The organism is Streptomyces natalensis ATCC 27448, from assembly GCF_000935125.1.
In the GTDB taxonomy this organism is placed as follows: domain Bacteria; phylum Actinomycetota; class Actinomycetes; order Streptomycetales; family Streptomycetaceae; genus Streptomyces; species Streptomyces natalensis.
The window spans coordinates 18,796-44,169 of the sequence record NZ_JRKI01000037.1 but is presented as its reverse complement, the minus strand read 5'-3'; the positions used below and the strand labels follow the sequence as shown (position 1 = coordinate 44,169).

20 protein-coding genes are annotated in these 25,374 nt (G+C 67.8%); 15 read left to right on the top strand and 5 right to left on the bottom strand.

Annotated features, from left to right (window positions below):
• Window positions 1-147 precede the first annotated feature (147 nt).
• Window positions 148-804, top strand: coding sequence for an HNH endonuclease family protein (locus SNA_RS28585; RefSeq protein WP_044367445.1), 657 nt, complete (start codon window positions 148-150; stop codon window positions 802-804).
• Between the two features lie 464 nt (window positions 805-1,268).
• On the opposite strand, the gene SNA_RS28580 is transcribed toward SNA_RS28585, so the two are convergent.
• Entirely contained in the window at window positions 1,269-2,012 is a 744-nt protein-coding gene (locus SNA_RS28580; protein ID WP_044367442.1) for a hypothetical protein, read from the bottom strand.
• Window positions 2,013-2,502: 490 nt separating this feature from the next.
• On the bottom strand, window positions 2,503-3,276 hold the full coding sequence (locus tag SNA_RS28575; protein WP_044367440.1) for a calcium-binding protein: 774 nt from the start codon (window positions 3,274-3,276) through the stop codon (window positions 2,503-2,505).
• Between the two features lie 2,178 nt (window positions 3,277-5,454).
• Between SNA_RS28575 and SNA_RS28560 the strand changes: the two genes are divergently transcribed.
• The 11 genes from SNA_RS28560 to SNA_RS28510 all read left to right on the top strand — a co-directional run bounded on the left by SNA_RS28560 (window position 5,455) and on the right by SNA_RS28510 (window position 20,596).
• Complete coding sequence (locus SNA_RS28560) at window positions 5,455-6,810, top strand: EsaB/YukD family protein (protein ID WP_044367436.1); 1,356 nt, start codon at window positions 5,455-5,457, stop codon at window positions 6,808-6,810.
• Between the two features lie 547 nt (window positions 6,811-7,357).
• The gene (locus SNA_RS45080; protein ID WP_338059830.1) at window positions 7,358-8,104 is read left to right on the top strand and encodes a MinD/ParA family ATP-binding protein; all 747 of its coding nucleotides are present in this window, start codon (window positions 7,358-7,360) and stop codon (window positions 8,102-8,104) included.
• Window positions 8,105-8,140: 36 nt separating this feature from the next.
• Window positions 8,141-12,115 carry a type VII secretion protein EccC gene (locus SNA_RS28550; RefSeq protein WP_044367434.1) on the top strand — a complete coding sequence of 1,325 codons (3,975 nt, stop codon included), beginning with the start codon at window positions 8,141-8,143 and terminating at the stop codon, window positions 12,113-12,115.
• An 82-nt stretch (window positions 12,116-12,197) separates the two neighbouring features.
• Complete coding sequence (locus tag SNA_RS28545; protein ID WP_044367431.1) at window positions 12,198-13,616, top strand: DUF6177 family protein; 1,419 nt, start codon at window positions 12,198-12,200, stop codon at window positions 13,614-13,616.
• A gap of 193 nt (window positions 13,617-13,809) precedes the next feature.
• On the top strand, window positions 13,810-14,142 hold the full coding sequence (locus tag SNA_RS28540) for a hypothetical protein (protein ID WP_030068272.1): 333 nt from the start codon (window positions 13,810-13,812) through the stop codon (window positions 14,140-14,142).
• A 48-nt stretch (window positions 14,143-14,190) separates the two neighbouring features.
• Entirely contained in the window at window positions 14,191-14,502 is a 312-nt protein-coding gene (locus SNA_RS28535; protein WP_030068273.1) for a pore-forming ESAT-6 family protein, read from the top strand.
• Window positions 14,503-14,628: 126 nt separating this feature from the next.
• The gene (locus tag SNA_RS28530) at window positions 14,629-15,081 is read left to right on the top strand and encodes a DUF6507 family protein (RefSeq protein ID WP_030068274.1); all 453 of its coding nucleotides are present in this window, start codon (window positions 14,629-14,631) and stop codon (window positions 15,079-15,081) included.
• The gene (locus SNA_RS28525) at window positions 15,078-17,867 is read left to right on the top strand and encodes a hypothetical protein (RefSeq protein WP_030068275.1); all 2,790 of its coding nucleotides are present in this window, start codon (window positions 15,078-15,080) and stop codon (window positions 17,865-17,867) included. The genes SNA_RS28530 and SNA_RS28525 overlap by 4 nt, the downstream gene beginning before the upstream one ends.
• On the top strand, window positions 17,864-18,727 hold the full coding sequence (locus SNA_RS28520; RefSeq protein ID WP_030068276.1) for an immunity 49 family protein: 864 nt from the start codon (window positions 17,864-17,866) through the stop codon (window positions 18,725-18,727). The genes SNA_RS28525 and SNA_RS28520 overlap by 4 nt, the downstream gene beginning before the upstream one ends.
• Window positions 18,724-19,593, top strand: a complete 870-nt coding sequence (locus tag SNA_RS28515) for an immunity 49 family protein (protein WP_241779875.1) — start codon at window positions 18,724-18,726, stop codon at window positions 19,591-19,593. Before SNA_RS28520 ends, SNA_RS28515 begins: the two co-directional genes overlap by 4 nt.
• A gap of 139 nt (window positions 19,594-19,732) precedes the next feature.
• A complete protein-coding gene (locus SNA_RS28510; RefSeq protein WP_241779874.1) occupies window positions 19,733-20,596 on the top strand; it encodes an immunity 49 family protein in 864 nt (287 codons plus the stop codon).
• A gap of 251 nt (window positions 20,597-20,847) precedes the next feature.
• On the opposite strand, the gene SNA_RS44395 is transcribed toward SNA_RS28510, so the two are convergent.
• Together SNA_RS44395 and SNA_RS44390 are read right to left on the bottom strand one after the other, a co-directional pair.
• Window positions 20,848-21,036 carry a hypothetical protein gene (locus tag SNA_RS44395; RefSeq protein ID WP_044367429.1) on the bottom strand — a complete coding sequence of 63 codons (189 nt, stop codon included), beginning with the start codon at window positions 21,034-21,036 and terminating at the stop codon, window positions 20,848-20,850.
• Between the two features lie 3 nt (window positions 21,037-21,039).
• Window positions 21,040-21,483, bottom strand: coding sequence for an NUDIX domain-containing protein (locus tag SNA_RS44390; protein ID WP_241779877.1), 444 nt, complete (start codon window positions 21,481-21,483; stop codon window positions 21,040-21,042).
• A 133-nt stretch (window positions 21,484-21,616) separates the two neighbouring features.
• Here SNA_RS44390 and SNA_RS44855 point away from each other — a divergent pair, with 133 nt between their 5' ends.
• Both SNA_RS44855 and SNA_RS28495 read left to right on the top strand, forming a co-directional pair.
• The gene (locus SNA_RS44855) at window positions 21,617-21,751 is read left to right on the top strand and encodes a hypothetical protein (protein WP_275042037.1); all 135 of its coding nucleotides are present in this window, start codon (window positions 21,617-21,619) and stop codon (window positions 21,749-21,751) included.
• A gap of 55 nt (window positions 21,752-21,806) precedes the next feature.
• A complete protein-coding gene (locus tag SNA_RS28495; RefSeq protein WP_030068280.1) occupies window positions 21,807-22,724 on the top strand; it encodes a DUF5655 domain-containing protein in 918 nt (305 codons plus the stop codon).
• Window positions 22,725-22,820: 96 nt separating this feature from the next.
• Here SNA_RS28495 and SNA_RS28490 read toward each other — a convergent pair whose 3' ends face one another.
• A complete protein-coding gene (locus SNA_RS28490; RefSeq protein ID WP_030068281.1) occupies window positions 22,821-23,570 on the bottom strand; it encodes a DNA-methyltransferase in 750 nt (249 codons plus the stop codon).
• A 609-nt stretch (window positions 23,571-24,179) separates the two neighbouring features.
• Between SNA_RS28490 and SNA_RS28485 the strand changes: the two genes are divergently transcribed.
• The gene (locus tag SNA_RS28485; protein ID WP_104532094.1) at window positions 24,180-25,313 is read left to right on the top strand and encodes a C40 family peptidase; all 1,134 of its coding nucleotides are present in this window, start codon (window positions 24,180-24,182) and stop codon (window positions 25,311-25,313) included.
• Window positions 25,314-25,374 lie beyond the last annotated feature (61 nt).

Here is a 25,374-nt window from a genome sequence, read left to right as displayed (position 1 = left end):
CGGCGTAGCCCGAAGCGCGTGCGGCATGTGCTGGCGCGAGGGCGCCGCCTGGCGGAGTGCGGACGCGGGTTCGTCCACTCCCTGATCCAGGTGAATCGCCTTGCGCCTCGGACTAGTTGATCGTTTCTTCTCGGTAGTCATGTCGCCATGAGAGCCAAGAAGACAATGATCGGTCTGTTGTCAGCTGCCCTGGTCGCGGTGACGCCGGCAGTGGGGGCGCATGCACAGGGGCATACGCGTGTGGCGACGGTGCGCCAGCTCGTCGCGGAACTGCCGGTGACCGGTGAGCACCGTGAGGGCTACCAGCGCAGCAAGTTCAAGCACTGGGTGGATGCGGACAAGGACGGCTGCAACACCCGCCAGGAGGTTTTGAAGCAGGAGGCAGTGGAGGCTCCGGTGCAGGCAAGCGGCTGCAAGCTGACCGGCGGCCAGTGGTGGTCCTACTCCGACGACCCCGCCGTGAACGGCCCATCCGGCCTGGACATCGACCACATGGTCCCGCTCGCAGAAGCCTGGGACAGCGGGGCCTATGACTGGACGGCCAAGCGCCGTGAGCTGTACGCCAACGACCTGGCGTTCCCCAGGTCACTGGTGGCGGTGACAGCGAAGTCCAATCGCAGCAAGGCCGACAAGGACGTGGCCGAGTGGATGCCGCCGGCCGAGGACGCCAAGTGCCAGTATCTGGACGACTGGGTGTCGGTGAAAACCCGGTGGGATCTGTCCGTGGACGACGCCGAGCATCGGGCGCTTCAGCAGCTGGCCGAGGCATGCCCGGACACCACACTGGACGTGCCGATCGCCTGACCATGCCCCTGCGGCCGCTGCCGCACCGCGGGCCGGAGCGGTTGACTGTTCCCCGCCTTCGGCCCCTACCTCGCCCCTCCCCTCTGTCGCCAAGCCCCGCCCGTCCGTACGCCGACCCGCGACGGACGGGTGGCGGCTGGAGACCAGCATGTGCAGCCCCGTTCGCCACGCAGGTGTGATCCCCGTTCATCGGAAGGGTTGCTGCCGGATGTCGATGACGTCCATGCCGGCGGGGTCAGCGACCAGCTGCTCGTCGTAGACGGGACGGGTGGCTGCCCGGAACGGTTCGAGGCTGCCCCACCTGTGCCTTGCACGTGGGACACGACACCCGTCCCGGCTGCACCCTGCTCGGATCGGTGGGCGCGGCGGTACCGGAGCCGGCCCCCGCGCCCGACGGCGCGGGAGCCAACCCTGGAGCGGTCTCTCTCATCCTTGGGTCCAGTCCACCGGGATCACCCCGTCCTTCACGACCAGCCCCAGCCGCCGTTGGCGCGGTAGCCGCCCCAACCTCGGCCCCAGCCGCCGCCGAACCCCCCGCCGCCCCAGCCGCCCCCGCCACTGCCCCAGCCGCCGCCCCATCCACTGTGGGACCAGGTGCCTTGGCTTCCGGCGGTGGCTGGGCAGTTGACGTTGAATGCCTCAGTGGCGGTTCTGGCGGTAGTGCCGGTGCCCTGTGTGAAGGTGTACGTGAGCGTCTCCGATCCGCCGTTGACCGAGCAGCGGAGGGTGCCAGCGACCGTCATGGTCCCGTCGGGGTTGATGGCACCGGAGTCAAGGGTGACGTCATCGTCCTTGCCGTTGGCCACGTCACCATCGGTGCTGGCCAGGCGGGTGTCGCCGTCGCTGAGGGCGGCCTGCCACACCACGGGGGAGCGCCATGTGCCGGTGGTGGCTTTGACGACACCGGAGATCGCGGCTCCGGTGGCCGGGCAGGGCACGCTGCGGCTGGTGGTGACGTTGTTGAGGCCGCCGCCTTTGGTGTCGCTGGCGATGAGGCTGAGGGTCAGGGGGGTGGTGCCGGTGCAGGAGTAGCTGCCCGACCAGTGCAGCGCCGTGGTGCCGGTGCCGGTCATCGAGGCGATGTCGATGATCGTGCCGGCCGGCGCGGACGCGTGCGCGGGTTGGGCTGTGGCCAGCAGCAGCGCGTTGGCTGCGGCGGGGATGGCAAGCCACCGGCGGAGTGTGGAGGTGAGTGTGCGCGTGCTCATGGCTTCCTCCGTGAAGGTGAGCGCCCCGGATGGGGCAGGATGTGGCAGCCGAGTGCGAATGAGGTCCGGCATCTCCATGGCGTGGTCGCCGACAGTCCACTGGTTGCGGCAGATCTGAGCGGCCAGCTGACGATCTACGGCGACGATCGCGTCATAACGCTGCTGAGTTGATGTGAGCCACTTCTCTGGGCATGGTCACCCCATCGCGGGTTCCTCGCCGGCCGTCGGCACAACTCCCGTGAAGAGACCACCGCGTGCGCCCGCGTGCCGCTGCTCGCCCGCCTCCGGGCGGCCGGGTCAGGCCCAGCGCCCCGGCCGCAGACCGGGGCGCCGGGCCCGCAGCAGAGGCGATCCCGGCCGGGCCAGGGGTACCCGCCGTGCCCCGGGGCCCGCGCCACGACAGCAGGAAAGGGATGGCCAAAGGGGCTCCGCCTCGCGCTGGGCGGGCGAGGTGAAGCCCCGGAGACCGGGCCCGTCAGGGGCTGGTGGGTTAGCAGTTCATTGCGGGGTTCGGCCCTCCTGTGGTGCACGTGTTCATACCGGTACCGCCATCGACGGTGCCGGTGTTGGCGACGGTGGTGATGGTGTCGTCGCCGTCGTTGCCCTGGACGGTGCCGGCGTTGGCGCCGGTGGTGATGTTGTCGTCGCCGGGGTCGCCGAAGACGCTGCTGCGGACGTCGACGGTGCCGGTGTTGATGGTGTCGTTGCCGGTGCCGCCGCTGACGATGCCGCCGACGACGTTGCCGGTGGTGATGTTGTCGTCGCCGGTGCCGCCGAGAACGACGCCGGAGGCGACGAGGCCGGTGTTGATGGTGTCGTTGCCGTCGTTGCCCCTGACGACGCCGCGGTCGTCGCCGGTTCTGATGTCGTCGTCGCCGGCGCCGCCGTTGACGGTGCCGGCGGCGTCGCCGGTGGTGATGAAGTCGGCGCCGTCGCCGCTGTCGACGAGGCCGCCGGGGCTGACGGACCCGTTGATAACGATGTTGTCGTTGCCGGCGCCGCCGAGAACCGTGCCACTGCTCAGCACTTGGCCGTTGATAGTGATGTTGTCGTTGCCGGCGCCGCCGTCGACGGTGAAGTTGATATCGCCGGTGCAGACGATGTCGTCGTCGCCGCTGGTTCCGGTGGTGCCGGGTTGGTTGTTGACGGTGCAGATGCTCTGGGCGTGGGCGGGGGTGGGGGCGGTCAGGAGGGCGGCCGGGAGGGCCAGCACGAGTCCGGCCGACCAGAGGGTCCGCCTGGCCAAGTTGCGGAAACGTCTCATCACGAGTTTCCCCTTTCCTTATCTGTCGCGCACCACGAGCGCACGCCACACGGCGCGCTGATGCGGCAGCAGCCACAGGGGGGGGGTGACATGTGCAGCGTCTCGCCCGGACACCGCTGTGACCAGCCTCCTGGCACCGCGTACAACACCCTGCCCCCGGCGTGTGGAGGTGCGAGAGGGAGACCGGCCGTACCGGACGCCCGGCCGCGCGCGGACGCGCGCCCTGGACAACGCTCCTTGACGCATGCGACAGAACCTCGATGAGGCCCTCGCTGCCCCCTTCGGCCCAACAGGGCCAGTTCCTGGTCGACGACGCCGGCCCCCGCCTCCGGCGCGGTTCAGGCGATGTCCCGGTACGGCTACCGATACCGCCAGACCTGGTGGAGTCGGAGCGCCTCGGTCTGCCACCAGCCCGGCTCGGCCTGATCGCGGCCGAGCCGGTGGAGGAGCTGCTGATACAGCCGGGGGGGTTGCTGGTGTCGTTCACCGCTATCAGTGCGGACAGCAACGGCTGCTTGGCTTGGGCCTGCTGCCCGACCCGTAGCAGGGTCTCGACGCGGAGAAGGATCTCAAGCTGGTCATCGGGGTGGAGCGCGGGGAGGGCGGAGCCGAGCTGAGTCCGAAGCCTGGACCAGGAGGTCGTGGAGCCTTCCCTGGCGGTCTTCTTCAGCGCCCCTTTGACCGCGGCGGCAACGTCCGCGAAGGCGCTGCTCGGCAACCGCGCCGGTTGGCTCTTCTTCCTCGTGTTCTCCCGTCGCGGCTCGTGCTGTGCGGTGGTGCGTTCGGGCTCGGCCCGGGCCGGCTGGCGTGGCACGCGGCCGCGGTCTTGGGCTTTGCGGTGCTGCTTGGAGCCTTGGGGAGGTGGGGTGCCCGACCGTGGCGGGGGCTGGGCAGCGTCGGCGCGGGCGATCCAGTCGAGTACTTCCACCCGCTGGCGGCCGGTTACCTCACTGCCGGCGGCAGCCGTGGCCTTCGACAGTTTGGTGACTGTCTGCTGGAGCTCTGCCGTGGTCAGGCGCTCACCTTGACGCCACAGGTCGGCGAGGATGTCGCACATGCGCCGATGTGCGTCCGCCTGCGGGTTTTTCTTGGGGGCCTGGGATCGGAGGACAGCCGGGGCGGTACGGGCGCTGTACCGGCTGGAGATCCTGGAGAATTTCGGGCCGCGGACCGGCGGAGCGGCATCCCGGTGTTCCCACCTGGCGGAGCGCTTGAGGTCCTCAAGGTAGGCAGCCGCCTCCCCGGCGATGGCGTCCTCCCCCTTGTTCCTGCCTGAGCCCGCGGCTGCTTCGGCGCGTGCCAGCAAGGTGTGGACCTCAAGGACGCGGGCCGTGAGGACGTTTCACGGCAGGCGTTCGTCGAGGACCCTCATACGGATCCCCAGATGCCAGGGTCGACAACGGTGAGCCGTCCGGCGCCCAACGCGCCGAAGTCGGCCGCGCCTCGTCGACAGTCGCTCCCTCGGCCGCTGGTCTCCGGAGGCCACCCACCCTGGAGTGCCGGCTCCATGGCGTGCGGCGAAATCGACCAGAACCTCTGTCGCTGGCCACCAGGCTGGAGCGCCGCGTGAGCCCGAAGATCCTCACGATGACCGATGCGGAAGTCGTCGTCACGCGTGGAGCACCTAGGATTGACGCCCGGTGCGGGACCGCCGATGGACTGAGGTTCATCGAGCGTGACTGCAGCGATGGACGACTGCGGCGACGGGCGGCGAAATGGCGCGGGATTACGATAGTCAGCTGCTGGAGTCGGTGGCAGTACGCCGCCGCAGGTTGCGGGATGCTCTGTTGTTTGGCGCGCAACGGGGGCGGCGTACGGCGGACGAGCGGCTTGGGAAGGTATTCGCGGGGATCGCCATCACGGCTGTCCTGTGTGCGGGGTGCGTCGGGTGGGCCTTCCTTCAACACACGCTTGCGCAGCAGAAAGCTGAGCAGGAGAAGCAGCAGCACCAGGTGCAGCAGTACGAGCAGCCGACGAGGCCGGCGAGATCCTAGGGGTCCATTGGTTTCGGACAGATTTTGCGGCGTTCCCGGGAAAATGCTCGACGAACGCCCTGTCATCGGAGAGGGGTTCCTTGAAGCCGAGCTTGGCGGAGGGGCAGGAGAGGCATTTCGTTCGCTGCCCCCGCGGGCCGGTTGCCCCGAGGGGGCTCGATGCCGCGATGATAGGTTCCCGTAGGTGGTGAGCAGAGCAACGACTTCCCAGGCGCTACTGAGCCGAGTGACCTTGGTCGGCGAGCGGCGTCGGGCCGACCTCGTCCTGCGCTCCGATATGCCCGTAGGTCAGCTGCTCCCGGATGTCATGCAGTTGCTGGGCGACCGGCCTGCGTCGCGTCCGTTGACGCGGCAGTTGGTGACGTCCAATGGCACTGTCCTGCCGCACGACAGCACGCTGGCGTCGGCCGGGATTACCGACGGGGCCGTTCTCCGGCTTGTCAGGACACACTCTGCGCCGCCCGCCCCCGTAGTCCACGACGTCACCGACCAGGTGGCTGACGACCTCGACCTGCAGACTTGGCGCTGGCGGCCTGCCGCGCGTCGAGTCGGCGCGGGCGTGGCGACGGTCGCCTTCATGGTGATCGCCGGGTTGCTCGCCCGCCGTGAGTTCGTGCTCGATGCCTTGGCCGGCGTTCTCTTGGTCGTCACGCTCGTGCTTGTGGTGGCTGGTGCGCTCGTCGCCAAGATCGGGCAGGGAAACCGGGGTCTGGCGACCGCGCTTCTGGTCGCCTCCGGGGGGCTCGGCATTCTCGCCGCGTGGACGGCCGCCGATGCATACGGCTGGCCGGGCACTGTGCGGCTCGCTGCCGTCGCGGGCGCGTTGGTCCTGACGCTTGGGTTCCTCGGCCTCTTTTCACCGCTGGGCAAGGGCGGGCTCGTTGGGGCAGTGACCAGCGCTGCGCTCGCCGTCGTGTGGGAGGTGGTCGCCGCCGTTCAGAGTGATCCGGCTCGGCTCGGCGCGGTCATGGCCGTCTTCTCCTTGGTGCTGCTCGGTGTGCTGCCGCGGCTTGCCATGATGGCGTCGGGGCTTACCGCGCTCGATGATCGCCGCTCGGGCGGGGCCTCTGTCAGTCGTCACCAGGTGGGCACCGCGCTTGCGGCGACGCACCGTGGCCTTGCCGTGTCGACGACCGTCGCTGCGGTCTCGGCGGCCTCAGCCGGCTGGTTGCTCACAGCGGCCGAGAAACCGACCGTGTGGACCGTGGTGCTGGCATCGCTCGTCATCCTGGTCTTGGTGTCAAGGGCACGGGCTTTCCCGCTGGTGGCTGAGGTTGTTGCACTGTTCGCCGCCGCGGCGTGTCTCCTGGTGCGCCTCGTGATGGTGTGGATGGATCATGCAGGGGGCGCTGGTCCACTTGCCGTGCTGTGCGCGGCCGCGGTGTTGCCGCTGCTCGTGTTGGCGGTGCAGGTGCCTGAGCATGTGCAGGTGCGGCTGCGGCGCGTGGCCGATCTGGTCGAATCCATGGGCATGGTGGGGCTCTTCCCGATCACCGCTGGTGTGTTCGGTGTGTACGGGCAGCTGCTCAACCAGTTCTAAGTCGATGTGCAGGCGCTCCGTGCGGGGCGGCAGGGTGGGGTGAAGGGCAGGCATGCCGAGCGGAGACGGCTGGCAGGGGGATGTGCTGCGCGACCTCGGGGGCGGTGCGCAGCCGGGTGTCCATGGCCCCCAGGGGCAGGTGTACCGCGCTTCCGCACCCCCGCCGGGCCCGCCTGCGCAGAGCGCCCAAGCCCCGGACGCCACCCATGGGGGTGGTGCGCACCGTCAGACCGGCTACCCGTACCAGGGGCCGGAGCAGCCTTCGGGCGTTCAGGGCGGATGGCCTCAGCAGTCCGGCGACCGGTACCAGGTACAGAAGCAGCAGGACCCGTCCGCGCACATACCGCCCCCGGGTCCCCTGCTCCACGGTGCTCCTGTCTCCCGGCCTGTGATGGACGAGGGTCTGGCCAGCGCGGTACGGCTCAAGCCACGGCGGGGCGAATCTTTCGCTGCGCGTGCCGGCCATGCCCTGCGGCGCACGCTTTCCTCGTCAGCGGCACGCGAGGTTGCTGAGGTCACCCGCGTCGCTGAGGTGCTGCAACGGCCTGTGACGACCGGTCGGCAGATCGCGGTCACGTCCATCCGGGGCGGCTCGGGCAAGTCGACCGTTGCCGCGTTGCTCGGCACCACGTATGCGCACTACCGGCAGGATCCGGTCCTGCTTCTTGAGGCCGATCCGGCGCTCGGTTCGCTGCCGCTGCGGCTCGGTGTCCAGTCACGGCGGTGGACCACAAGTGATGTCGCGGACATCGTGAAGCCGGACATGTCGCTGCTCGACGTCACTGGCTATCTGGTCCAGCTGCCCCACAACGCCTGGCTGCTGCCCGCGAGTCAGGGGCAGATCGGCGTGATGCTGGACAGCCGGGCGTACGAACGGGCCGTGGTTGCGCTACGCCGCTACTTCGGTGTGATGGTGATCGACTGTGAGACGATGCCCGCCGAGGTCGCCCGGGTCGCGCTCGCCTCGGCCCACGCCCGTGTCCTGACCGCCCCCGCCACGCCGGAAGGCATCACCAGCACGTACGCGGTACTGCAGTGGATGCAGCAGCTGCCCCGGCATGTGATCGCCAGCACGGTCGTCGTGCTCACCGAATTGACAGTCCACTCGGGGCTCGACCTCGACGAAGCCGCGCGACCGCTGACGTCGACCGGGGCGAGCGTCCAGGTGCTGCCGTATGACCGGCACTTGGCGGCCGGTGGCCCGGTCCAGACCGAATTGCTCGCTCACCCGACCAGGAAGGCCACCGCCCGCCTTGCCTCGGACGTTTTCCACCTCTCCCAGAAGCGTTACTGAGCAGATGCCGAGCCCGAGCGTGAATGACGGACGACGATGAGTACCCGACTGATACACCGCCCGGCCAGGGCCACCAGGCCCCCGGCCGCCTCCGAGGCACGCATCATTGAGGCCCCGCCCAACCTCCCCGAGGGCAAGGCGGGCAACATCGCGATGTCGCTGCTGCCCATCGCCGGTGTCATGTCGTCCGTGGTGATGATGACGGTCGTGCGCAACAGTCAGTTCGCCGGGCTCGGCGCGATCATCCTCGTCGTCACCGTCATCGGCTCCCTCACGCTCGTCTTCTCCCAGCGTGGCAAGGCCCAACGCACCCGACGCACCCAGCGCGAGGCATATCTCGCCTATCTGGAGGACCTGCGCGACGAGCTCTCCGCCGCGGAGCGCGAGCGCCGCGAGCGCGCCGAGATCCTCAACCCGCCATCGCCCGCCCTCTACGACATCGTGCGCGATCCGGCTCGCCTCTGGGAGCGCCGCCGCGTCGACGGCGACTTCCTGCGCGTGCGCGTTGGCACCGGCGAGATGCCTGTACGCGACTTGAAGATTGCTGAGCAGGGCTCATCGGTTCTCACCCCGCCCGACCCCTTCATGCTCAACGAAGCGTCGGCGCTGATGGCCCGCTTCCGCACCGGTACCGAACTGCCCCTCACCGTCCCGCTCGATCGTGTCGGCAACATCAGCGTCATCGGCCCCCGTGAGGACTGCCTGCGCGCTGCCCGTGGTCTGCTTGTTCAGGCCGCCGCTCTGCATGCCCCCGATGATGTGGCGATGGCGCTCGCAGTGCCCGGCGACCGGCTCGCCGATTGGGAGTGGGCCAAGTGGCTGCCACATCTGCTCGATGCCGAGCAGCTCGATGGCCCCGTCGCTGCCCGCCGCATCGCTCCCTCTGCTCCCCAGCTCGCCCGGCAGATCGGGGCCGAACTGCGCCGCCGTGCTTCCTATGCGGCTGAGGTGCGCCGCGGCCTGTCCGACAATGACGCCTTGTCGATGACGTCCCGGATGCTCGTCGTCGCCGACGGACATGGCGAGGACGCGGTCGACCTGCCGCGCCCCGACGAGGCGGTCGGCCTGCGCGAGATGGGCGTCACTGTCCTGCACCTGCTGGAGCAGCGGGTACAGGAGCCAGGTCACGTCGGTGTCCGGATCACCGTCGACGGCGACCAGGTGATCATCGAGGACCTGCGCGAACAGGAGCCGGTCATCGCCCACGGCACCGTGGACGAGGTCAGCATCCCGTTCGCCGAGGGCCTGGCCCGGATGCTGGCACCGCTGCGGCTGTCCGCCGAATCGCTCACCGATGCCCCTCTGACCGGGCCTGTGGACTTCGCCAAGCTGCTCGGCGTCGATGACGTGGCGCAGCTCGATCTCTCACACCTGTGGGCGCCGCGTGGCGAGCGCGCCTTCCTGCGCGTACCCATCGGCCTCAACGACTCCCACGAGCCGGTGCTGTTGGATCTGAAGGAGTCCTCCGAGCTCGGTATGGGCCCACACGGCCTGTGCGTCGGCGCCACCGGATCGGGCAAATCGGAACTCCTGCGCACCATCGTCCTCGCCCTGGCGGCCACCCACCCGCCAGAGGATCTGGCCCTGGTCCTGGTCGACTACAAGGGCGGTGCGACCTTCGCGCCGTTCGCCAACCTGCCTCACGTGGCCGGTGTGATCACCAACCTGGAGAATCAGGCGGGCCTCGTCGAGCGCGTCCATGCCTCGCTTGCCGGTGAGGTCAAGCGCCGTCAGCAGGTTCTCAAGGATGCGGGAAACGTCGCCGACATCGGTGACTATGCCGCGCTGCGCGCCAGTCGTCGGCCCGATTTGGAGGCGCTGCCGCATCTGTTCGTCGTCATCGACGAGTTCGGTGAACTGCTCACCGCCAAGCCGGATTTCATCGACCTGTTCTTGTCCATAGGCCGCATCGGCCGCTCGATCGGGGTGCATCTGCTGCTGTCCAGCCAGCGCATCGAGGGCGGCCATCTCAAGGGCCTGGACACCTACCTCTCCTATCGGCTCGGCCTGCGCACTTTCTCCGCCGACGAATCCCGTACGGTGTTGGACACCGCAGACGCCTTCCACCTGCCGCCGCTGCCCGGATTCGGCTACCTCAAGGTCGACACCAGCCACTACGACCGGTTCAAGGCAAGCTATGTCTCAGGCGCCTACCGCGGCCCCGTACAGCGCCCGGACGACGAGGACAGCGGGCCCCTCGCCCTCCCTTACGACACCTTCAACACCCTCTCCGCTGAAGACGATGCGGACGCGCAGGAGCCGACGGTGCGGCGCCGCGAGATGGGGCCGACCGAGCTGGGCGTCATGGTCGAGCAGCTGGCGAACGCCGCCGGTACGGTGCGCCGCATCTGGCTGCCCCCACTGCCCGACGCGATCACCCTGGACACGGTCGCCGGACCGCTGGACGTCGGCACGCGCGGCATGCAGCTCGCGGGGCGCCGCGGCCCACTGGAGGTACCGCTGGGTCTGCTCGACGATCCGGCCAGGCAGTGGCAGAGCCAGTGGTACCTGGACCTGACGGTGGCGGGCGGCCACGCAGCCGTCATCGGCGGCCCGCAGTCCGGCAAGACCACGCTCCTGCGCACCCTCGTCCTCTCGCTGGCGCTGACCCACACTCCGCAGGAGGTCGGCGTCTACGGGCTCGACCTGGTCGGCGGCGGCCTGGCGGCCCTGTCGGGACTGCCTCACGTCGGTGGTGTCGCAGGTCGCGTCGACCGTGAGCGGGTGGCGCGCACCGTCGACGAGGTACGGAACATGCTCGCGGCCAGGGAGGACCTCTTCCGCGAGCACGGGATCGACTCCGTCGATCAGCTGCGCGGCCTGCACGCGGCGGGCCGGCTGCCTCAGCTGGCCTCCGCGGAGATCGTGCTCGTCATCGATGGCTTCGGTGCACTGCGCGACGACTTCGAAGAGCTGGAGGACGACATCGCCGACATCCTCCAACGCGGCGGCGGTTACGGCATCCACGTCGTTGCGGGCATGCTCCGCTGGAACGACGTACGCATCGCCGTCCAGTCGAACTTCGGCACCCGCGTCGAGCTGCGACTGAACGACCCCAGCGAGTCCAGCATCGACAGCAAGCTGGCAGTAACCCTTTCGCCCGACGAGCCCGGCCGCGTCCTCACCAACGGCAAACTCTTCGCGCAGGTCGCGCTGCCCCGCACCGACTCACTCGCCGACACCGCGGACATGGGCGCAGTTCTGGAGCGAGCAGCGAGGACGATCCGCGCCACCTGGAGCGGCGAGGTCGCCCAGCCGGTGCGGGTGCTGCCGCACCTCCTGGAGCCCCACCTCCTGCCGGGCCCGGTCGCCGAACCCCAGCGGGTCCCCATCGGCCTGGACCAGACGAGGCTTGAACCCATGCTGCTCGACCTCTTCCAGCACGACCAGCACCTGCTGATCATGGGCGACAGCGAGTGCGGCAAGACGAATCTCCTGAAGACCATCGCCGCCGGCCTCATCGAGCGGTACAGCGAGGACGAGCTGGTCTTCGCCGTCATGGACCCCCGGCGCAGTCTGCGGGGCGCGATCCCCGAGGAGTTCAACGGCGGCTACGCGTACAACGCCAAGCTGTGCGCGGGCCTCGCCGCCGGTATCGCCGGCGTGTTGGACAAGCGGCTGCCCGATGACAGCGCGCGCCTTGAGGACCTGGAACCGGGCAGCTGGGGTGGCGGTCCGCGGATCGTCGTCCTCGTCGACGATTACGACATCCTGACCACTGCCGGCCAGGAACCGCTGGAACCGTTCTTGCCGTACATTCCGTCCGCGGTGGACATCGGCCTCCACTTCGTCCTGACCCGCCGCGTCGCAGGCGCCTCACGCGGCATCTACGAGCCCCTGGTGCAGGGCCTGCGCGAGTCGGGATCGTCCGCACTCCTCATGGCAGGTGACCGCGGCGAAGGCCAGTTGTTCCCCGGTGTCTACGCCTCCTGGCAGCCGCCGGGCCGCGGTGTCCTCATCCGCAGGGGCCAGTCCAACCGCCTGATCCAGACCGTGTACTCCCCCGCGTGACATACAGGAGAGCTCTCCCACCCCCGCGGACCACGAGACGTACGGCATCCATGCCCCGAACGACGAAGGACCGGACGACCCCATGACCAAGGACGTCATTGCCCTCACCCGGCGCATGCCCGACCCGTGGGCCATGCTCGCGGGCCTGCTCTCCGGGGGCCCCGACAATCTGGTGGACACGGCGGGCGAGGGCGCCGTCGTGCGACTGTGCGACGAGGAAGGACGCCCTCTCGTCTCCGTCGAGGCGCCGCTGCTCGTACAGGTCGCCGGCGAGGCCGAACGGCTTCTCGGTGCCACCCCGCCGCCGCTTCCGTACTGGTGGACAGAGGCCCGTGCGACCACCGGTGTGGAAGAAGCCGAGCAGCTCGCGGGCACTTTCGCGGCCCGGCTGGCCGCTTTGGCCGACGGCTCCGCCTGGCCACCAGCGGCCGCGCAGTCCCTGGCCGTCGTGAAGACCGAAGGCGTGAGCGTCGCACCCACGCCCGACGCCGCGCAGCCCGCGGTCGACGTCCTCACCGACAAGGTCGCTGTCGTCATCCAGGACCGCCCGGTGATCGCCATGACGGCCTGGCTTCAGGACGCGTTCCAGACCGCCGCCAACTCCGAGCTGGGCCTCCAGATCGTCACCCCACCGGGTACCACGCTCTCTCCGGCCGTACGCGGCAGCCTGAGCAACTGGCCCTCCCGCTGGGTCGTGCGCGACGAACGGGACGGCTACTACGACGGACAGTCCGGAGCCGTCCTGCGCTGGCAGGACGGCATGTTCGCACCGGTAGCGGCGGCCGACGCGACCGCTGACGACCCCCGCACCCCGGTAGCCGCCTCCTACCAAGAGGTCACGGACACCGGTGAGCAGCAGCTGGCCATTACGTTCCGCACGGTCCACCCCGCGGACGAGCGTCTGGTCCTTGGCGGCGCGCTGGAGTCGATATGGCGCGAACTGACCGGTGAGCCGCCGGCTGGGTGGGGGACCGCGGAGCCCGCCAACCTCCCATGGTCGCCGCGCCAGATGACCGACCTCACCTACGAAAGGGCGCCAGAGCCAACCTGGTTCGTGGCGGTCGGCACCCCGGACCGGCCCGGCCTGGCCACGGTGCGCGTCAGCCGGACGAAGGCGGGCGTGGAGGAGTACGTCACGCTGATGTTCGGCTACGGCCCCGACGAGGAGCCGCCGCTGGACTCCTTGCCCAGGGCCGCGGAGGTGCTCGCCACGCGCCACCAGCTTCTGTCGATGCTCGTCCAGATCCGCAAAGCCCGCCGGGACCTGGCGGTGCCGCCCCGCTTCGAGGGCCCCGGTGTCCCGCTGGCCTTCGTGCTCGGCGCGGAGGAGGTCCGCCAGATGCCCGGCGACCGCGCCCGGCACACGCCGCTGGCCCAGCCGCCTGTCCTCCTCGGCCCGAAGGCTCGCCCGGCGATGTACTACCCGCTGCCGGGCGACCCGTTGGACCTGTCGGGCTGGCAGGACTTCGAGCGCCTGGTGCGGCATCTGAAAGGCGCGTGAGCACCTGGATCGGGGGCGGAGCCAGCCCGTGGCCCTCCTTACCAAACACAGTGGAGTGGGGAGGGGACGCACGGCGACTCTGAGCCGTTGTCACACCTTCGTCATAGCATGGGGAATGCGGATTGCAGCAATGATCCGCAGTTGATAGGCATGACCGCACATATGATCGTCAAGTCTGGCGGGGGGGAGCCCGATGAAGTTCGATATGGGAGCGCAGACGCTCTCGACCCTGAGGTCGAAGTCGCAGGGATCGGGTGCGGAGCTGGGGACTTTGATCCGTCAGCTCATTCAGGCAGCACAGCCGTTGGAGGGCAAGTTCAACGGTTCGGGCAAGGCGGCCTTCGACTCGTTCAAGGCGAACGCGGACGAGATCACGGCGTCGTTGAACAGTGCGCTGTCCGCGATTGTGGGCGGCCAGTCGGGCATGGAGTCGGCCTTCGGCTCGGGTGTCCAGGAACAGGCCGACAACGCCCGGTCGCAGATGTCGGCGGCGAACTTCGACGCGGCCCGCTTCTCGGGCCGCTGACAGCCCGATCGCGACGGAAGTACTCAGACCCCAGGGGGAGTGATTGTGATGGCTGCTGGCATGGACCGTCGTTCGTACGACTCGGGTGCATCAGCGGAGGCGCAGGGCAACATCCAGGCGGTGATCGCGCGCTTGGAGCAGGTGATCGCGGCGCGTGATGCGCAGGTGAAGGCGGCGATGGCGGACTTCGCGGCGGATGGTGTCGCGGAGGAGTACCACGGCAAGGAACTGCGCTGGAACCGCGCCTCCCAGGAGGTCAAGAGCATCATCCACTTGCTGAAGACGACGCTGGAGAAGAACGACGCAACGGCGCACCAGACGCTTGCGCGGGCGAAGGCCGCGGTCGACAACATCGGCTGAACCAACCCCGGCACGTCAGGAGGAGAAGCACTCCTTCGGGGTGCACTGACGGGTCGGCCAGCCGTGGGGGACGGCGCCGCGCGAGTCGTGGTGGCGTTGCAGCAGAGAGGTAAGCAGGGGGCGTTCATGGCGTCATGGGACATTCAGCCACAGGGAGTACAGGGCCAGTTGAAGGTCGTCGGCACGCATGCCGAAGATCTGGGGAAAGCCCTCAACACACTGCTCTCTGACATCCAGGAGGCAGCTCAGGCGGCAGGTACGGCTGTGCCGGGCACGAGCGCCATGACGCCGATGCGCGGGCCGATGACGCCAGCGGGCAAGCCGTTGGGACCGGTGGCCCCCGAATTGTTGCCGCACAAGGCGACGGGTCCGGTCGCCGCGGCGCTGGCCGAGTACGTCACGCACCGCAAGAAGCACATGAAGGCGATGGCCGATCGCTGCCAGGCCGCCGTCCTGGGCGCTGCCAAAGCCACTAATGAATACGTCCAGGGCGATCTGGAGGCAGCCAAGAACGCCCAGACCGCCGCTCATGACGTGCGAGTGGATGCTCTCAAGGACTTCGGGGGGAAGAAGAAATGAGCGGCGGACCGGTCAACCCGGCCGAAGTACCCGTCTACACCGGCAATCTCCATGTCCTCGAAGCCAAGACGAAGGCGCTGTCCCGCGGCGGCTCCAAGGTCCAAACCGCCGGCTCGGACGTCCACAAGTCCTTCGGCGGACTGGCCGCCTTCTACAAAGCCCCCGAGGCGGAGCAGCTGTTCGGTGTCACCAAACCAGTGGCGGACACGGCACAAGACCTGAGCGACGACATGCACGTCATCGCCAAGGCTCTGGGCACCTACGCCCATGAGATCAGGCCACTGATCCAGCGACTGAAGCAGCTCAAGAAGGAAGCCGCCGATTTCCGCGACAACGAGGCTGCCGAAGACGACTGGAGCGAGGACGGCGACCTTGTCGAGGAGAACCTCAACCGCCGCAACAAGATCGCCGAAGTCTGGGCCGCCTTCCAGAAAGCCGAACGCGACTGCCACGCCAAGATCGTCCACCTGGTAGGCGGCAAGGCACTCCACGCGATCGACGCCTCCCACAAAGACGGATACGGCTATGACGCCGAAGCCCTCAAGGCGTCCAAGACCCTGCCCTGGGGTGAAGCGGTCGAGGAATCCGTTCCCGCGTGGCAGGTGTGGGAGCACGCCTACGACTTCGCCAAGGGCTTCATCGTCGACGGCGTGGGGGGCACCATCGACGGCCTGTACACCCTGTTCGGCGGGCACGGCGGGGACGCCGCCGGCGCGGCGTGGACCGGTCTGGCCAAGCTCTCCACCGCATTTACGATCACCATGCTGCCCATCGTGGGACCCGCCTACTTGGCGGCGCCGGGGGACATACTCCCCTCCTGGCTGCGGGATTCGCGTACCGCGGTGCTGGATACCGGCAAGGCCATGGTGGCCTGGGACCAGTGGAAGACGAATGGCTCCCGGGCCGCCGGCGCGGTCACCTTCAACATCGTGACCGCCGTCTTCACCCGCGGTGGCGGCGCCGCCGTGGAAGGCGCGGGCAAGGCCGGCATGGTGGCCAAGAGCCTGTCCGTCGTCAGCAAGGTCGGCCACTACGTCGACCCGATGACCTACGTCTTCAAGGGCGCAGGCGCCGGCCTGTCGAAGGTCGGCGACGTGATGGCCCGCCTCAAGGGCGTCGGCCGCGTCGAGGTCCCGAAGATCTCCGAGGGTGCCTTCAGCCTGCCCGAGGGCGCCGTCAAGCTGGCGGACGGCACAGTGCAGTTGCCCGAGGGTGCCGCCATTCCGGAAGGGGCGACCAAACTCTCGGACGGCACAATCAAGCTGCCCAAGGACACGGTCACCTTCCCACCGGACACGGTGAAGGACCCGGTCAGCGGGAAGTACATGAGCGGCAGAGGCGACCTCTACAACGAGGACGGCAGCCTCTTCCAGCGCGCCGAGGACGCCCCCAAGGACAACCCCGCCCCACCCGCCGCGGGCGCGGACAATCCACGGATTGAGACCCCGGTCCACCAGGAGCAGCGGGTCCCGGCCAGTGTCGGCGGACGGGGCGAGGACACCATACGCGTCGGCTCAGACATTTCCGACCCGGGCCGCGTCGGCGAGAACGCGGGCCACCGCGACGTTGGTTCGGGTGACAACACTCCCCGGAGCCGTGCCGGCGACCACAGCACCCCGGGCAACCACACGCCCAGCAACAGCCTGGACAACAACCCGACGGTTGGCCGCTCGGGAGACAACACCCCGACCACAGGCGGCGGCCGCGACCTACCGGGCAGCTCCGCCACCGACCACGGTGTCCGTGATGGCTCTATGGCCGACACCCATCTGTCGGGCGGCTCCGGCCACCCCGAGCCTCGGGGTGACGCTGTCGGCGATGTGCCCACGTCAGCCGGAGATGGCACTGGCGCTCCGCAGCACAATTCTGCACCGCGTCCCAGCTTCATGCACGAAGGCGATAACCCCTACGGCCCCCGCGGTTCGCTCACGCACGAGCAGATACAAGAAATTCAGGTCTATCGCGCCAATCACGAGCCGGGGTACCGCGAGCACTACTACAGAAAGGATGGAACGCGCAAAGACCTGGATTTGTACGATGAGAGCGGGCAAACTCCACCTCAACTCACGCGATTGTCAGAAAACGCCCCGTGGATCCGTGCCAAGGATGCCCCCGAGCCCCCAAAACCGCATTTCCTCGACCGGGATTACATCAGCGTGGGGGCGGACACTGTCACAAGCCCGGCCCGGCGAGAGATTCTGGAAGAGGCTGCACGAGAACGCCATTTCGCCGTCAAATGGGACAATATCGTAAGCGACTGGAAGGCAGAGACCGGAAAGGCTCACCAGATCCACGACACCCCCGAAACAGCCGCACATTGGGGAGAAGCTAGGGGTACGTACAAGGAATCCCACACCGCAATGGGTGACGCTACCGAGGCATTCGGCGAGAAGGCGGCCGAATACCACTACGTCGCCGAAAATTACCCGGACTTTGACAAGCAGACGCTCCTCGGCCCAAAGAACGGAAATGACCAGTTCGACCAGGTTTGGAAACACGACGATGGCCGAATAGTCGTCGTCGAGGCCAAGAGTAGCGCTGATACCGAGCTGGGAGGTCGCACCCTCCCGAACGGTAGGAAAGTGTCCCAGGGAAGTAGAGAGTACTTCTTCGACATCCTCAAGGCGATGGAAAAGCGAGGCGAAGACGATCTAGTCGATGCCCTGGAAAAGGCGCTCGATGAGGGCAAGCTAGACTACGTCGTCGTCAAGGGAGAGAAAAACACAGGAAAGTACACTGGCTACCAGTATCGACGGTTCGACATCAGCAAGGGGACTCTTCCGTGACCGTGACTGTTGCCCGGCATGAACTCCCAGCAGGACCCGACGCCGAGCGGTTCGCGGAGCGGCTCAGCAAGCGAGTGACCAGGCGCATTGACCACCTTGAGGAGTCGGCAGGCTCGATCGACTTCGCGTTCAACACCGCTGTCATGGCGCTACGCGCTCGCTGCGTCATTGACCCACGCGCAGCGAAGGTGGAGACCTGGGAGGCCACGGTCAACGCGATGCAGCTGGGTTCAGCACTATTCGCCGTGACAGGTGAAAGCGAGGGAACCGTCGAATGCCGCATCGACCGGAAGCTGCGAACCGTCCAGGCGATCGGCCCGCTGTCGTCTGCCGACGCGGGGAATTGGCTGACGGCGTTCTGGCTGGCCGTCATTTGCCGTGAACAGCAGCGGATGACGCAGCTGTGCGAGATCCCGTTGGAGCGCCTTCGCGCCCCGGAAGGGCAGTACGACGAGTACATCTACCACTGGGTGGACACCCTGCAGACGTACTGGCTGCGGCGGCCGGGTCTGGTGGAGAAGCTCACCGCCGCGCTCCAGATGTCGCATCCCGAAGTGGCACGGACCGCCCCGCGGGACCTGCTTCAGGGTTTGCTCTATCCACCGATCAACCTCTTCTACCGCTTCGTAACCAAAGACGAAGCCGGCTTCAGCCCCGCCCTGGCAGAGGCACTGAAGCTGCACCAGACGTACTGGACGCTGACCGAGGAGCGGAGGGCCGACATCGACGGCAGCATCGCCCTGGGCCCTCTCGCGATCGCCTGCCTGGCCTTCGACGGGGAACTCCCGATCGAGGTCGAATCCGAGTACCTGCCCAAGCACCTCTTGCACCACGGTTGGCTCGGCGAGTTCCCCACGTGAGCCGCCCGCGCGTTCCACGCCATGACTTCCATACGGACAACGCGGCGGAGATCATGGAGCCGGTCGTCACGGCCGCCCGGGAGGCCATCGAGGGGATCAAGGCGTCCGAGGACGATCGCTACGACGCACTGACATTCGCACTCTCGGCGGCGAAGTGGCACCGCCTCCAGGACCCCGTTGCGGGCGACCTCGAAACTTGGGAGTCGTGGGTTCTCGCCATGCAGGTGGGCTCGGCGCTCTTCGCCTCTGGCACCGCGCAGGAGGGCCCGGTGGCCTGCAACGTCGGGGCCCTGGACGAGGTGCGGAAGCTGCCCGCCACCGGTTCGCAGGACTACCTGCACGCCGGGAACTGGCTAACCTCCTTCTACTTGGCGGTGATCTGCCGCGAGAACGAGCGGGCGAAGCAGCTGGCGCAGGTCCCGGTGGAGTTCCTGCGTGCCTCTGGCGCGGAGTTCGACGAGTACGTCTACGCCTGGATCGAGACCCTCCAGCATTTCTGGTTCGGCCGCTCGCAGGTTTGGCAAACCCTGGTTACCGCGGTCCAGGGCACCGCCCCGGAGAACGCGCGGATTGCCGACTCCGAGCTGATGCTGAAGATCCTCTACCCGCCGCTGGAGCTCTTCCAGCTGTACCTGCGCCGCGAGAACCAGGCATTCACCGACTCCCTGGCGAACGCCCTAACCTGGCACAAGGAGTACTGGACCGCGAACGAGGCCCGCTCCCTGAGCGGCGACGGCCTGGTGGCTCTGGCCCCGTTGGCGATCGCGTGCATGGCGTACGACGCGGACATGCCCATCGGCGTGGAGTCGGAGTACCTCCCAAAGCACCTGCTCAAGCACACATGGGTGGGCGAGTTCCCGACGTGATCGGTAGGTCGTCCGTGATGTTGAGGGTGCGGCGGCACCTCGTTCCCTCAGTCGATGAGCATGCCCCGGAGCACCTGCCCAAAGAACTTCTGCAGTTCGGCTGGGTCGGCGAGGTCGACGCTTGGGCCAAGGTCTTCCAATGAGAAACGCGTTGGTCTCGAACATTCCCCGCCACCCGTTTCCCACGGGGAACGCGGAAGCGGGCCTCGCCGTGCTCCAAGAGGAGATGCAGGAGCTGATCGACGGGCTTGAGACGGACTCCACCGATCTGGGCGACACCCAGCGCGTCACGCTCACCCTGGCCCAGTCGCACTGCCTGCTGGACCCGCGGGCATCGATCTTCCCCACGTGGGACGCCTGGGTGAACGCAATGCAGGTCGGCTCTGCCGTGTTCGCTGCCGCGACCACGACCGAGGAGCACGTGCAGTGCCGCATCGCGCACAAGGACCGCACGCTCCGGGCAACCGGCCCGCAGTGGTACGTGAACCCGGGCGCCTGGCTCAGCGCCTTCTACCTGGCCGTGGTGTGCAGGGAGAAGGAGAGGATCACCGCCCTGTGCCAAGTGCCCATATCCCTGCTTCGGGAGAACGGTTCGCGCTTCGACGAGTACCACTACGCCTGGATCGACACCCTCCAGACCTACTGGCTCGGAGGCGCCGACCTCGTCCCGAAACTGGTTGCCGCGGTCGACGGCACCAACCCGGCGGTCGCCACCGACCCGGAGACGGCGGGCAAGCTGCTGTACCCGCCAATGGAGATGTTCCACCGCTTCCTCCGCAAGGACCACGCCGGCTTCAGCCGGGCGCTCACCACCGCCCTCCAGTGGCACCAGGAGTACTGGAGCGAGGAGAGCCGGGCTCTCCAGGCATCGGGCCTCGTCGCTCTCGCCCCCCTCGCCATCGCCTGCATCGCCCACGACGCGGGCATCCCCATCGAGGTCGAGTCCGAGTACCTGCCCGCCGTCCTCATCAACCGCAACTGGTGCGGCGAGTTCCCCACGTGAGCCACACGGGCATTCCCCGCCATCACTTCTGTACGGACAACGCGGCTGAGGCTGTGGAGCTGGTCGTCGCGGCCTCCTAGGACGCCATCGAGGGGATCGAGGCATCCGAGGACGAGCGCTATAGTGCGCGTGGTGCCGACAGGTCCGTGGGAAATCAGGCAAGGCCGTGAGCTCGAATAGAACCGGACAGGCCAGCGGATAGCGCTCCGGGGGAAGCTTGTGTGAGGGCGCGCCAGGTTGTCGAGGCCGGGTCACGCCCCCTGGGCCAGGGCCCAGAGCCGCTCGGTGGCACGTGTCCAAGCTCGCTCAGCTTCCGGCCCTCCGCAGGCTCCCTCCAGTTCGGCCAGGATGGATGCACCTTCCGGGTACCGACCGACGGCCAGGTCGAGCCACACGAGCGTCAGCCGCTCATCCGCGATCGGATCGCGCAGCTCGGTCACGGTCTACGCCGCATAGGCGGCCGTGGGCAGGTCGTCATGGGGTTCGGGAAGTGCCCCTCCGACAGCACGCATCGGCGCTTGGGTTCGTTGTACGGCGGCGAGGGACGCGGCGTCGGCGAGAGCCTGGGGATTGGCGCCGTACACCGCCATGACGTCGACTTCTGCGAGTTCGTGCCATGAGCACCACTTCGTTGCGACTGCCTCGCCGGCATCGAGGTTCGTCTCTCCAAGCACGCATCCGTGGGCGAGGAAGAGGTGGGCCGTCTCCGTGCTCGCTGACCGGGCGGTCGCGACGGCGCCGAGCGGATACACCCAAGACGCGTGCAGCCCCGTCTCTTCAGCCAGTTCGCGACGCGCGGCGTCTGCCGGATCTTCGCCTTCATCGATGAGACCGCCAGGCAAGTCGGTGATCTCCGTGTTGTGCAGGTAGTGGTGCTGGGTGACCATCGGCACGCGGCCGTGGTGAACTGCAAGTACGCGCACCGAGTCCGGTGCGGCAACGTGTGGATACGCTACGACGGCCCCGTCGGGTCGTACCGCCTGGTCCACCGCGAGACGGATACGGTCCTTGGGGCCGCCCGTGAACAAGATCTCGCTCTCCAGCCGCCGCCAGCGGGCCCCGTTCCCCATGCCGATGACGGTACTACCCGCCGTGATCTCCCTGTGGGACAGCTACTGGCTCACCAGCTCAGCACTGCGGCTGCTCCCGGAATAATTACTTCCGTTCCTCGATTGTTCCTGCGCAGGATCGAAGTGCAGACGGGGGAGGCATGAGTAACCTGAAGGCGTTCCGTGTCCGTGACGGGCGGGCCACGGAGATACCGGGGTCGTCGATGCCGTTGGAGCGTCACCTTCAGACGCTGATCGAGGACAACATGGAGGCGATGCTCGGCATCCGCTTCCTGGCCAGCGAATACGCCACGGGCCGACACCGGGGCCGGATCGACTCCCTTGGTCTGGACGAGAACGGCACGCCTGCGCTGATCGAATACAAGCGCTCCCGGGACCAGAACGTCACGAATCAGGCGCTGTCGTATCTGTCGTGGCTCCACGATCACCACCACGAGTTCGAGAGCCTGGTGAAGGCGAAGCTTGGCGTCGAAGCAGTGGAGGCCGTCGACTGGAGCAATCCACGGCTCGTCTGCATCGCGGGGGACTTCACGCATCACGACACGGTCGCGATCGAGATGATCGGCCGCCGGATCGACTTGGTCAGCTACCGGGTCTTCGATGACGTGCTGACGCTACAGCTGGTCGCGTCCGTTGCCGGCGCCTCATCTCGGGCACGGGGAAAGGCACCCGAAGCGGGCCACGTTGCCAGTGTGTCGTCGTCGAAGTCGGTTCAGCAGTACCTGGATGAGTCTCCGCAGGATCTTCAGGAGCTGTTCGCGGACCTCAATGACCTTCTGCTGTCGCACGACGATGTGCGGATGGAGCCGCAGCTCCACTACTTCGCGTACCGGCGGATCAAGAACGTCGCCACGGTGCGCATCCAGCCGCGGAATCGGATGCTGGTGGTCAATCTGAAGCTCGCCCCGGACACGGTGGAGCTGCACGAGGGGTTCTCGCGGGACGTCCGCGGCCTGGGGTGCCTGGGGATCCGAGATGGTGTCGAGGTGCGAATCAGATCGCGCGAGGACCTCGCACGGGCCGGTGACCTCATTCGGCGGGGCGTCGCCGCCGGCTGACGCAGCGGACGGTCAAGGGCGGGTTGTGCCATCGGGATTCCGTTGGCACAACCCGCCCATTTCTGTGTTCTGACCCGATTTCCGGGCCTCTCGGACTCACGCTTCGGGTCCTGCGAGTGCGAAGTCGTCGCGGGACAGGGCGCTGCGGAGGCGCTGTTCGGCGATGCCGGCGTAGTGGTCGGACAGTTCGACGCCGACGAAGTTGCGCCCCTCCTTCAGCGCGGCGATGCCGGTGGATCCGGAGCCGGCGAAGGGGTCGAGGACTGTGCCGCCAGGTGGGCAGACCTGTACGAGCTGCTGCATGACCTCCACGGGCTTCTGGGTGATGTGGACACGGTCCTTGCGGGGCTGGGAGGCGATGTAGTGGCCGGGCAGGTAGACGTCCCGGGTGTTGTCGAGGGTGCCCTTGACGCCCCAGAGGATGAACTCGGAGTCCTGCTTCGGTCCGCCCTTGCGGGGCCGTGAGGACGGTTTGATCCACGGGATGGTGCCCGACCAGGTCCAGCCCGCCATTTGCAGGGCGTCGGAGGTGGTGGGGTCCTGCCTCCAGTCGGAGAAGACCATGACGACGGCGTGTTCGGTGCTGGCGCGGTATGCCTCGGTAAGCAGCTCGGTCAGCCATGCGCGGTAGGAGCGCTGGTCGCGGTTTTCGCCGGGGAAGTTGGCAAGATCGTGGCGGGCGTCGCCGCTGGTGTACTTCGCCCGTGCGGTGCGGGCCGTGCGTTCGGAGCTGGTGCGTCCGCCGGAGTTGTACGGCGGGTCGGTGATGACGGCATCGACGCTCTCGTCCGGGAGGGACTTCAGGACGGTAAGCGCATCGCCTCGATGCAGGGTGTACGACGACATTCGGCGGATCTCTCTTTCTGGAAGACGGCCACACGCACGCCCCCGTGGCACGGGATATGCGTGCAAGAACTGCTCGGAACAACCGCACAGATGGCTGACTGGGTCGAGCAGTGGGCTGGAGGTTAGCGCCTATTCCCGGTCGCACCCAATGACGTGATCTTGCCCGCGCCTTTTCATGATCGCGATTCGTTTGGCGCGACCGGATTTTGTCTCTACAGTCTCGGCATGTTCGCAGGACGGGCCCTGATCCCGCCCCTGTTGAGCTGTGCTGATGCGTGTTGCCTCGTCCAATTGGCAGCCCGCTCGGCACCCGTATAGAGCCCTGACGGATGCGAGGGAGAGGAATTCGCTGTGTGGCACCTGAGATTACGAGCGCGGCTGGCTGCCGCATTGCGATAAAGGGTTTGGCGCTTCGGAGTTAGCGGCTCCGAAGCACGGCCCTCCCTTCGGGGACTTTCGAGTGTTTAACCGGTGTGGTGCCGGTGGCCTTTTCGACGAGAACGCCGGCACCACGCTGCCTACGAGTAAGGAGCTGCTGATGCAGCATGCCCAGGCACGCCCCTCGCCCGAGCCGGATATCTGGATACGCCGAGCGTCCGGCGGCCGGCTGTGAAGAAGGTCGCAGCGATAGCCGGGGGCGTCGTCCTCGCCCCGATGCTGCTGATCGCGCCCATCGCCGTCGCCCTGGCCGGCGCCAGCAACGCCCAGGCCGCCTGCGGCGACGCCGGTGGTGCCGGTGCGGTGGATGCCAAGGTCGTGGCCAAGCAGGTGGAGGCGATCCTCAAGGCCGGCGGCAAGGGTTCGGTATCCGTTGCCGGGCTGGACAATCCGAAGGAGCAGATACCGAACGCCAAGACGATCCTGGCCACCGGTGTCGCGATGAAGGTGCCCACGCGCGGGCAGATCGTCGCACTGGTGACTGCGTTGCAGGAGTCGGGGCTGCGGAACTTGGACTATGGCGACCGGGATTCGCTCGGTCTGTTCCAGCAGCGTCCCAGCCAGGGCTGGGGTACCGCGCAGCAGGTCCGGGATCCGGTGCATGCCTCGACGAAGTTCTACGAGGGGCTGCTGAAGGTCTCGGGCTGGCAGTCGATGACCGTCGCCCAGGCCGCGCAGGCGGTCCAGGCGAGCGGGTTCCCGGACGCCTACGCCAAGTGGGAACCACTGGCCACGGCGCTCCAGAAGGCCATCGCCAAGAACCTCCCCGCCAAGGGCGGTTCCGGCAAGGACGACGGCAAGGAAGCCAAGCCGGAGGTCCCTTCTGGCGGATGTGGGACGGGAAGCGATGGGAGCGGGTTCGGCCCGATCCCTGCTGGGGCCGTACCCAAGGGCTACAAGATCCCCGCTGACGCACCCAAGTCGATTCGCACAGCCATCCGTTGGGGGCTCGGTCAGCTTGGCACTGCGTACCAGTGGGGTGGCAGCTGTACCGAGCCGCGTGGTCAGGACCCGATGGGTCGTTGTGACTGCTCGTCGTTGATGCAGGCGTCGTACAAGGCCGGTGGTGTCTCGATCTCCCGGACCACCTACACGCAGGTGAAGGAGGGCAAGGCGGTCAGCGTCGATGCCCTCAAGCCCGGTGATCTGCTCTTCACTCGCGGCAGTGCCGCGGTGCCGGAGCACGTCGGGATGTTCATCGGCCAGGGGCTGATCCTGCACGCTCCGAAGACCGGCGACGTGGTCAAGATCTCGACCCTCGCCTCCTGGCGGCCGGACATCCTCGCCGCCCGCCGAGTCGCCTGACCGGCCCCGCTCCCCGCTCCCCTCTCCCCCTCTTCCGCCCCTTCCGGGCCTTCATACGCCC